This is a genomic window from Nocardiopsis alba DSM 43377 (assembly GCF_000341225.1).
GTDB classification, from domain to species: Bacteria; Actinomycetota; Actinomycetes; order Streptosporangiales; family Streptosporangiaceae; genus Nocardiopsis; species Nocardiopsis alba.
Genome location: NZ_ANAC01000014.1, coordinates 223,272 through 232,088 on the forward strand (window position 1 = coordinate 223,272; position 8,817 = coordinate 232,088).

An 8,817-nucleotide genomic window follows, 5' to 3' on the forward strand; every position below is an offset into this window, starting at 1 on the left:
TTTCTACCTTTCGTCACGCCAACGTCGGTGGGAGAGCGGAGCGGTGATGGGCTGGTCGTCCCACAGGATCTGAGAGAAGACCCCCGCCGCCAGACACCAGAAGGTGGCCGCGGCCAGGATCGCGGAGGGGGAGACGCTCAAGTCCGAGGTTCCCGCCCACACCTCACGGAGTTGATGGTTTTTCTCGCCGAAGACCGTGGTGAGAGTGATCATTCCGACCACCGCCACGAACAGGGAGTGCACCAGCCCGGTGATGGTCACTGACAGAGCGCGAACGGCCAGAACGAACGGTGTCCACCCTCTGTCGGAGATCATGCCGGTGTTATGGTTACGCGCCTCGATGAGCAGATAGCCGAAGGACACCCCGCCGAGGACCACGAGGGCCGAGATCAGCCCCCATCCCCAGGTCACGTTCTCCCACCAATCGGGGTGGAACGCCACCAGTACGATCAGACCGACCGCTCCGGCCGCGGGTATCCGCAGGAACAACGGCATCGCCCAAGCTCGCCCGTGAATCAGGGTGCCGAAGCCGATAAGGAGGTAGCAGACCCCGATAGCGAGCAGGGTGAATGTGATGGACACACTTTCCATGAACGGCATCAGAATCGCCGAGAAGAAGGCGATCACCAGTACCAACCCCAGGGCCGCTGTTACGTAGGCGACCAGAGCTCGGTGATATACGGGAGGCCGGTACAGCCCCCACACGGCCGACCATGTCGCCCCCACCGCGAAGCGCGGTAGCAGATGACGCTCCACCACGTCGACCAGGACCGCCTTATCGGCGGCGGTCGGGTCGGGTGGTGCCACTTTTCGTCTCGCCCCCTTTCCTTTCTCCTTTGGTTCACAGAGAGTCAGTGGGCCATTTGAGAATTTCGGACGATAAGGAAGGGATTTAAAAAATCCCTTCGGTGGCCCAGGGTCCTGGAAGGCCAGCCATCGGACTTCCTCCTCGATGGCGAGAGGGGAGGCGTGGTCGAACAGAGGAAGGGACTGGTGGCGGTTCAGATGCCCACGCCAAATATCGCGGGCCTCACGCACCTTCCGGACCAGAGGTACCCAGGTGTCACTGCGGCCGAACAGGTGCTTGAGGATCTCCTTCCGCCACCACCCCTCCCACTCCGCATCGCCCGCACGGTGTCGGAAGGGCTCGGAGAGGGCCAGGAAGCGGGTGCGTGCGGCCAGGGGTTCCAGATGTCGATGGGCTGTGCCCTCCTTGCCGGACACGTGCTCCCAGAGCACCTCCACGCAGACGGTGAACACCGACCACACGTGTAGAGCCGACGCCTGTCCGGCACGACGCTCCTGCTCTTCGACTGTGGCCTTCCCACCCCCGGCCGCCTGTGGACCGAGAAGCCGGGGCAACACCACACCTAGGAGGTGTTCGGGGCGGTGGAGTAGCGCCCGGACCAGGTATTCGGAGCCCGGGTCGGCGAAGAGTTCGGCGAGGGCCTTGCGGGCTGCGGGTAGCTCCGGGCGGGCCGCCGGGGTCTCATGTCCGTCCCTCACCCGGAGCAGCTCTGCGAGCAGCCTGGAGTTCTCCCAAGCCATCTCATCGTTTCCGGCCGCGTATGCGGCCCTGTCAGTCCCAGCCGTGGTACCGATCCCCGAGGTCAGCCGGTCCAAGAGCGTTCCCTGGGGGGCATCGAGCCAGGTAGGAAGTACCTCTTTTTGCCGAAGTTCGCTGTCGCTCACGACTCCTGCTTTATCCCGGGAATGAGTTCACGCAACGCCATCCCGAAGGGGGTAAGACGCCACCGGCCACGGCCCGTATCGGGAACCTTCTCGTAGGCGAACCCTGCCCAGACACCTTCTTCGGGCAACTCGCCCTCGAGGTAACCGTCCTCTTGGAAACCGTCGAGCTTGCCCTCCAGGTCGTCCGACCTGGGTGAACTCAAAGGCAGCTCGATCGAACGTTCGATGGTGGAGAACTCGTACCGCGCGTGGGCGCTCACCTGACCGGGGTACAGACTGCGCAGTGCCTCGGCGAACGCCATGAGGAAGGGCATGGCCACCCGGAAACCACCGGTCAGGTGGAAACGGCAGGTGGATTTCTCGTGAGCCAGCAGTTTCTTGAAATGCGGTCCGAAGCCGCTCAGCTCTCGCATCGCGGCCAGGAAGCGGTCATGGTCCTGCGCGTCGAGCCCGGACAGACGGATGATGGCCACCCGGCCGGGCGCGATCTGGAGAGGGGTCTCCGCGTCGGGCAGGTAGTCCACCCGGCCCAGATCTCCCTCGGTCATCGCCAGGGCGTTGAACAAGGCGGCACGGAGGCCTTTGCCCGTGTCACTGGCGATGAGAAGCACCATCTCATCGTTCCCAGCGACCTCGAGCCTGTGGCGGCGACCTCGGTCGGAAGCGAGCGAGGAGAGCTCGGCGCTGAGGCTCGCCGGCCACTTCTCGGGCTTGATCTCCTTGATCAAGCTCTCCAGGCTTTCCCTCGCCGTGCCCTGGTCGGAGGTCTCCTTGATCAGTTGCTCCGAGATTCGATCGGCTTCCGCCTGCGGATCGCCCAGTTTTCCTGTGCTGCCGCTGATGGCGTCACGGTTGTCGAAGATCTCCTCGCCCAGATCTTGGTCACCCACGGCGTCTTCGATCCGGCTGCTCGAACCGGAGAGAAGGTCATCGAACAGACTGACACCTACCGGGAGCACGTACACGGTCATGGGGCGCTCGGTCACAGGTCCTCCTCGTCGACATCCGTGTGTTCGAAGTAGCCGTAGCCGGCGGTGGTCCGGCCTCCGGCGCCGAGTTCCTCGCCGGCCTCACCGAGCCATGTGGCGACCAGGTCCAGATCTCCCTTGTCGTCACCAAGTAGATCCACCCGCAGATCGCCGCTGATGGACAGGAACGGCAGCGGCACCGGGTTGTGGTGCTCGCCGGGGAAGGGGGCGTTCGTGTCGCTTCGGGCCGCGTCGGGGCCTTGAGGGTCGGTGCCGGTGTAGTAGGGATGCTGGTGCGGGGTGATGACGTCGCTGTGCACCTTCACCGTGTCCACGTCGGGCAGCGCGTCGAGGAACCGGACCGAACCACTGCGGTGCTCCTCTTGTGTAGGGCGAGGGTCCTTACCGAAGCGAGGACGGGGCCCGCCCAAGGCTCGCACCACCTGCGCGGTCTCGGCGCCCGCACTACGGGCCCCGGCGGCGGCCAACCCCTTGAGGGTGGAACCGGGCAGGGTCGGCCAACCATAGGTGCCGTTCAGGGCCAGACCGTTGTCCAGCACTCCGAACTGCAACCCGTGTCCACTGACCATCCGCCATTCCACGGTCAACCGCAGTCTGCGCACGTGTCGGCGTTCTGCACCGGTCTTCGTCCACCGTCGCAGGAACGACCTCCGCCGCTCCAGCGTCCGCCGGAGCAGGCCGTCGCCATCGTCTTGACCGAGCCCGGTCCTGGTGGCCCACTCGTGCAGCGGGACATGGTTCTTCCAGGGGTTGGTGCCGCCGTCCACAGGCTCGAAGGACAGCCGACGCAGGACGATGAGCGCGTTGGCCTGGGCGCTGACGTCCTGCCACTCTTCCCCGATCTGGTGCTTGAGAAGGGTGGTCGTTTTGGTCTCGGAGATTTTGTGTTCGACCCGGAGTACCCGACCGAGAGGACCATTGGCGGGGTAGGCCGTACCCCGCGCACCGGAACCGCCCGCTCCCTGCGGTCGCTTTCCGCCTCTCCCGGAACCACTGCCGCCGGGCCGAGGGCCCGGCTTGCCGGCAGCCGGAGGGGCGGGACGAGGACCGCGCGGCCCCCGGCCACCGAAGGCCTGCATGGGGTTAGGAGTTCCGGCCACGCTTGCCCCCTTCCTTGGTGGAACCGTTCTCCTCGGTCTCCTCACAGAGGGCCTCGGAGAGGCGGCTGAGCCAGACCGCGAGGATCTCCACCTCGACCGAGACCCGCGCGTAGTCATGGACGTCGGCTTCGCTCAAGGCCCGCAGAAACTCGTGCGGGGTCATCTGCTGCTTGCTCGTTCCAGAGAGCAACTGCTGCTCGGAGATCTGCTTGGCGATTTCTGCGGCCAGGCGGTGATAGGCCTGCGCCAACCTGTCGCCGCGCGGGTCGGCCTTGGAAAGGACGAAGGCGTAGGTGGCGGCCAGGCCGCTACCCCGCAACCGCATGGGGAGCTGCCGCATACGGGTGCGCAGTTCTCGGTTGACCTGCTCCCCGAGAATGCGGAATGCGATCCCGGCGGCCGCCTGGTCGACCCGGCTCACCGGGTGTTTGGACTCACTCATCGTTGCCTCCCGAGACCAGGCGGGACCACACCAGCCCCTTGCCCAGGGTCTCGTCGCCGCCGATCTGTAGTACGGCCCCGTCGAAGAGCTCGTTCAGCAGGCGACGGTGCTCCGCGTCGTGTTCCACGTCCTGCGAAGCACGCAGGGTCAGGACCGTCGCCAGCAGGGTCTCGGTGGGCAGGTATTCACTGGTGAACGGACCGTTCTCCACGGTCTTGGTCTCGGGGTCGAGCTGGACGCGCACGGAGTGCTCGGTGCACTCCCGCAAGAGTTGGCCCATCACCGTGGTGCCCACCACCAGCAGGTCGGAGCGGAACTTCTTCGCGAAGGGGGCCAGCGCGGACTCCTCGCCGATACCGTCCGCGGCGATCCGGTCGGCCCACCCCTTCATCCACTCCGACTTCTCGGCCTTGGGAGGCAAGGACATCGGAACCAGGGAGGATCCCAGAACCTGCTCGCTGGATACCCATTCCTCGTCGAGGGCCCACCCCTGAGCGTCACCGACATCGGGCACGCCGAGCCGATCACTTCGGGGATCGAGGCGGGTGTACTTGCGAGCCAGCCGTCCCAGGGCGACCTCGGAGGTCGCCCATGCGAAGGTGCGGCGCAGGGTGGGGACCGGCAGAGCGACCAACTGGGCGTCGCCCACGGTCAACAGACCGGCGGAGGGGTTGGCCCCCGGCTCCCCTTCACGCTTGACGGTCTTGCCGAAGATCCGGTCCAGAGAGTCCTGTTCCCAACCGGCGTCGCGTCCGGCGGAGCGCAACGCGCCCTTGAGGCTCTGCCCCCACACCACCGGATAGCCCGTGGTGGACTCCCGCTGGATGGGCAGGTCGAGGGAGCCCTCGGCGCCGGCGGCCCCGGCGTGCAGGGGGGATTCGGCGTACAGGTACAGCAGATAACTGGTCACGACCACACTCCGGTAAGGACGACGCCGAACCCGGCGGTGGCCAGGCGGACATCATCGGGACGATGGATGGGCTCCGGTAGGGGCAGTGCCCTGCCGTGATACCGCTCGGCCCAGCGCTCGGCGTCGTCGGCGTTGGGGAACTTCATCAGGTAGACGGCCCCTGGCGGGACCGCGTAGTAGAGGAAACGGGTGCTTCTGAACTTCCGGGCGTCCCGGTCGGGTGAGGCGGTGGCGACGGCCAGGGGGGCGTCCACCAAGGCGGCGACGAGTTCGGCCCCCGAGTTCTCGATCGGCGGACGCCAGCCTTTCGGCCACACGCCGGGGGTGGCCACGTACAGCAGCAGTCGCCCGTCGGGAAAGGAGGCGGGACGTTCGGGCCATTCCAGACCGGGCGCCGGGTCGATGTCGGCCATACGGGCCATCCCACCGAAGCGCACCGGACCGGTGACCTTATCCAAAGGCCGGTGCCGATCGGGGTGAGGCGTCACATGGGCGGCGAAGGACCAGCGTTCGTGCAATCGCAGGTGGGTGGCCTGGTAGAGCGCGCCGTGCTTCGCGGTACGGGTCTCGGGGTCGATGGCCAGACCGACCCGCAGTTCCGATTGGAGGGGTTCTTCGCGTGTGAGCTTGAGCTTGTCCACGGAGACCTTGCCCCCGAGGGGGATCAACCGGCCGTGCAGATACTTCTGCAAGGTCTTACCCGACATCCAACCTTCGACGGGCTCCGGTCCTTCGGCTTTCGGGGACGTGGTGAACATCCGCAGGTTCGGGGTGTCCTCGTCCAGGTCGGTGACCACCCCTCCCTCTCGTTCGCCCAAGGACATGCGGAGTACGTCCTCGTCTTTCGAGTCCGGGTGGTACAGGTCCGCGGGCATCGGGAAGTAGGGGGTCCAGGTCTCACCTGTACTACGCCTCCTGGCCAGGATCGGGCCGCGCACGCTCTCCGGCTCACCGCCCAGCCCCCCGTCCTTCGATGCCAGGGCTCCGGCGACGGTGGAGGGCCAGGGGTGGACGGTCTCCGCGATCCCCCCGGTTCCTCCGTCGAAGGTGCGTCCGTCACGGACCTGCACGGTGTCGTGCGGCCGCAGAAGGACCCACTGGTCGTCACCTCGATGTTCCTTGGGCGCGGGAAGGGGGTCCTCTGCGAAGGGCGCGGGGACGTGGGAGAGGTTCATCGGGCCTCCTGCCGAAGAAAGAGGGCGACACGGACGGCGTTCTCGTCTATCAGCTTTTGCTCCGGGGCCATACGGATCAACGATTCCGTCGCCTGCTCGGCGAAGGCCTCCTTCTCGGCCTTGTCGCTCTGGGCGGAGTGTTCGTTGGTCCCCCCACCGCCAAGAGTGAGAGAGGTGTGGCGTAGAACCAGCTTCTTCATCACCGCCCTGGCTGCCTTATAGGGCAGTACCTCGTACTTGCCCTGCGTGGCGACCTCGGGGCCTCCGTCGAGGTGGTTCCGTTGGGCCAGCAGGTCCGAGAGCAGCCGTGGAGACAGCCGGGCGCGGGGGTGACTCGCGCTGGGAACGAACAGTTCCAGGGAATCCACCGGAGAGCTCTGTGCCGAAGACGTTCCTTCCGTTTCTCCCCCCACCCAGGGCAGAGCGCACTCCGCGCTGCTCCCGGAGGAGCGGATGTAGCCCACACCCAGACCGTTCTTGCCCTCGATCTTCTTCGCCTCCTTCAGCAGCTCGTGGGCTTGCTTCAGAGCGCGCCGTAGCGAGGAACCGTGGTGGAAGAACAGCAGGCCGTCGCTGGCGTGCGGCAACCTGGTGTCGCCGGCCTCACGACAGGCCCGAGCGGCCTCCAAGGCGGACTCCGCCGGGACCAGGGCGAGAAGGTCGTCTCCGCCCGCGTAGATCACGACGCCGCCGGCGTCTTCGACCGCCGCGCGCTGGAGGGTCGCCGTACGGGCCAGCCGAGCCGAGACCTTCGAGTGTTCTTCGTGGCCGCGGGATAGATCCAGCCGCGTTCGGTCCTGCCCCTCTCCCTCACCTGACAGGTACTTCCCCATGGAGTCCACATCGTGGGCCAGGACGGCCAGATGGGGTGAGGGAGGGGCCACCCCTTCGGCGACCATGAGCTCCATCAGCTCTCGGGCGGCCCGTTCGCCGGACCGGACGGTTCGGATGAAGGACGGGTCGGTCTTGAGGACGTCGGCTTCGTCGAGAGAGTCGGTGCACTCACGGGCCAAGGCGTCCACATGCCAGGTCTCGGGGTAGATCCAACGGCTGCCGCGCCGTCGCAGCCAGCGGGGGACCTTGCCGGAGGGCTGTTCGGGCAGCCCAGGGGTGCGGGTCTCCTTGATCGGGTCGGAGGCGAGCGGCTCCGTCATCGCGGCGTCGTGGAGATGCTGGACGAGTTCGGGAACTCCGGGAACGTTCTCCCACAGTGTCAGGACGGCACGCCGGTAGGGCAGGGACGCGATCGCGTTGGTGGAGGGAAAACGCTGATCTCCGTCGGCGTCGCGACCCCATAGGCGTTTGACCCAGTTGGCCACGGCGAGTTGCTCGCCCTTCCAGTGCGCTGGGGCCCTTGAAGGCACATTCTCCTTGTTGACCGCCCGCCACCGGGGGGAGAGCATGCACAGCTCTTCGGAGACGTGGCCGGGCTGGGAGAAGTCGCGGATGTTCTTCCGTTCGGCCAGAGAACGCTGGGCCAGTTCCCAGGCCTGCGCGTAGGTCCGTGAACCGAGGGGCACGCTCACCCACTGGATCACCGGCCAGCCGGGTGTTTCGAGCTCTTCGCAGAAGACCTCTTCGACCCACTCGCCCCAGGTGTTCTCGAGAAGTTCCTTGGTGGCCTTCGCCGCGATGGCCCCCTGCCCCGCCGGTATCAGCGCCACCACCCGGTTGGGTATGCCGTCCTTGGCCTCCTCGCCGCCTTGCACACCGGTCGACGGGAAGACCATCTCCGCGTCGTGGTCTTTCTTCAGGTGATCGACGGCCTCCGAAGCCAGGTGGGCGACGATCTGACTGGCGGCGCGCAGGTCGGCGGTGGTCTGCGATTCGGTGATGTAGCGCTGTACCCCCGAGAGGGCGATAACGATCAGATCGCGTGGATCGTGGTCGCTCATAGGCATCCGCTTCCAAGGGCGAGGGGTGGTTGAAGAACGAGGTGGACGGTACGGGGTTCGGCCGGTGGCGCGAAAGGACCGGGAACGGTTCTTGCACTACTGGAATTTCGACCGTACGCCTGAACGGCTCGAAATGGCACAGGGCGGAGAACGCCTGTGGATAACTCGAGGTCCCCGTCGAGGGTGGCGACTCGAAGACGGCTCTCTACCTCTGTGGAGCCGTCGGCCTTCCCTAGGAGCACACCGGGACCGAGATGACGGTCCCGCGTATTCTGCACGGCTCGATCCGGTACCGGGACGGGCATCGTGCGGGGGGCACTCCGGGCGTGAGGGGAGTGAGGGTGTGTGTCCACTGGGTGGGCACGCGACCTCCGGGGGGTTCATGGATCTGTACGAGGCCGGCCGGCGATGGAGGGCCGCGCATCGGGCTTCTGGAAGAAGGTAGCACTCGGAACGCCGTCCCGTGCGGGAAAAGTGAGATCTGGCCACATGTGGGCATGGAGCTGCCGAAACGGTGCCGATGGGATAGAAGGACCGAGGCCGTGCGGGGTCGCTCCACTGAGGTTTTCTCAACGAAGATCATTTCCATCGCCGGTTGAGGACCAGAGTCGCAC

7 protein-coding genes are annotated in these 8,817 nt (G+C 66.3%); all 7 read right to left on the reverse strand.

The window, feature by feature from the left end; genetic code table 11:
• Positions 1 to 3: 3 nt before the first annotated feature.
• Positions 4 to 1,224: a hypothetical protein gene (locus D451_RS0116940; protein WP_152472904.1), complete on the reverse strand. Its 1,221-nt coding sequence runs from the start codon at positions 1,222 to 1,224 to the stop codon at positions 4 to 6.
• Positions 1,225 to 1,688: 464 nt separating this feature from the next.
• Complete coding sequence (locus tag D451_RS0116945) at positions 1,689 to 2,678, reverse strand: hypothetical protein (protein ID WP_017535323.1); 990 nt, start codon at positions 2,676 to 2,678, stop codon at positions 1,689 to 1,691.
• Positions 2,675 to 3,781 (reverse strand): type III-B CRISPR module RAMP protein Cmr6, encoded by a 1,107-nt coding sequence (gene cmr6, locus D451_RS0116950; protein WP_241463347.1) that lies wholly within the window; start codon positions 3,779 to 3,781, stop codon positions 2,675 to 2,677. Before cmr6 ends, D451_RS0116945 begins: the two co-directional genes overlap by 4 nt.
• Positions 3,765 to 4,223: a type III-B CRISPR module-associated protein Cmr5 gene (gene cmr5 / locus D451_RS0116955; RefSeq protein ID WP_017535325.1), complete on the reverse strand. Its 459-nt coding sequence runs from the start codon at positions 4,221 to 4,223 to the stop codon at positions 3,765 to 3,767. Before cmr5 ends, cmr6 begins: the two co-directional genes overlap by 17 nt.
• On the reverse strand, positions 4,216 to 5,133 hold the full coding sequence (cmr4, locus tag D451_RS0116960) for a type III-B CRISPR module RAMP protein Cmr4 (protein ID WP_017535326.1): 918 nt from the start codon (positions 5,131 to 5,133) through the stop codon (positions 4,216 to 4,218). Before cmr4 ends, cmr5 begins: the two co-directional genes overlap by 8 nt.
• Complete coding sequence (locus tag D451_RS0116965; RefSeq protein WP_017535327.1) at positions 5,130 to 6,308, reverse strand: type III-B CRISPR module-associated Cmr3 family protein; 1,179 nt, start codon at positions 6,306 to 6,308, stop codon at positions 5,130 to 5,132. The genes cmr4 and D451_RS0116965 overlap by 4 nt, the downstream gene beginning before the upstream one ends.
• A complete protein-coding gene (gene cas10, locus D451_RS0116970; RefSeq protein WP_017535328.1) occupies positions 6,305 to 8,203 on the reverse strand; it encodes a type III-B CRISPR-associated protein Cas10/Cmr2 in 1,899 nt (632 codons plus the stop codon). The genes D451_RS0116965 and cas10 overlap by 4 nt, the downstream gene beginning before the upstream one ends.
• Between the last annotated feature and the right edge of the window lie 614 nt (positions 8,204 to 8,817).